The organism is Arthrobacter sp. 05L417, from assembly GCF_056397865.1.
Window position 1 is genome coordinate 1 of the sequence record NZ_JBFTOG010000091.1, and the last position, 1,103, is coordinate 1,103.

Genomic DNA, 1,103 nt, shown 5'->3' on the forward strand with positions numbered 1-1,103 from the left:
CAGCTCAGCGCGAACCTCTCCGCCTACAACGGCCAGACCATCGTGCTCTGGTTCAACGTCCACCTCGACGGCGCCAACCCGGCCGACGACACCTGGATGTACCTCGACGACGTCGCCCTCACCAACACCCAGACCACCCCGACAGCGCCCGCCGCCCCCACCGGGGTCACCGCGACGGCCGGGAACGCCTCCGCGACCGTGTCCTGGACCGCCCCGGCCAACGGCGGCTCCGGCATCAGCTCCTACGCCGTCACCCCGCACGTCGGCACCACCACCCTGGCCCCGGTCACCGTCACCGGCAACCCGCCCGCCACCACGGCCAACATCACCGGGCTGGCGAACGGCACCGCGTACACCTTCACCGTCACCGCGACCAACGCCGTCGGCACCTCACCGGCATCCGCCGCCTCGGCAGCTGTGACCCCCACCGCAACGGTGACCGCGCCCGCCGCCCCCACAGGGGTGGCCGCGACGGCCGGGAACGCCTCCGCCACCGTGTCCTGGACCGCCCCTGCCAACGGCGGCTCCGGCATCAGCTCCTACGCCGTCACCCCGCACGCCGGCACCACCACCCTGGCCCCGGTCACCGTCACCGGCAACCCGCCCGCCACCACGGCCAGCATCACCGGGCTGGCCAACGGCACCGCCTACACCTTCACCGTCACCGCCACCAACGCCGTCGGCACCTCCCCGGCGTCCGCCGCCTCGGCCCCCGTCACCCCCACCGGAACAACCACGACGACGATCACCAACGGCGGCTTCGAATCCGGGCTCACCGCCTGGACCACCGGCGGGGTCAGGGCACCCGCGGCCTCCACCACCGCCCACACCGGCACCGGCTCCGCGCTCCTGGGCCTCGCGTCAGGGACCGAGCCTTTCGGTGACAGCAGCCTGTCCCAGACCATCACCGTCCCCGCCACCGGAACCACCACCCTGTCCTTCTGGTACCAGCCGCACAGCGCGGAAGACCCCTGCACCGGCAATGCCTGCCCGTACGACTGGATGGAAGCCCAGGTCCGCAGCACCAGCGGCACCACCCTGGCCAGCCTGCTCAAACTCTGCAACAACAACGGCACCTGGACCCAGTTCACCGCCGACCTCAC

The 1,103-nt window shown here is 72.3% G+C and carries 1 protein-coding gene; it reads left to right on the plus strand.

The window, feature by feature from the left end; genetic code table 11:
- A partial coding sequence (locus AC1DJW_RS26420; RefSeq protein WP_476902943.1) for a fibronectin type III domain-containing protein occupies window positions 1–1,103 on the plus strand: 1,103 nt, incomplete at both ends.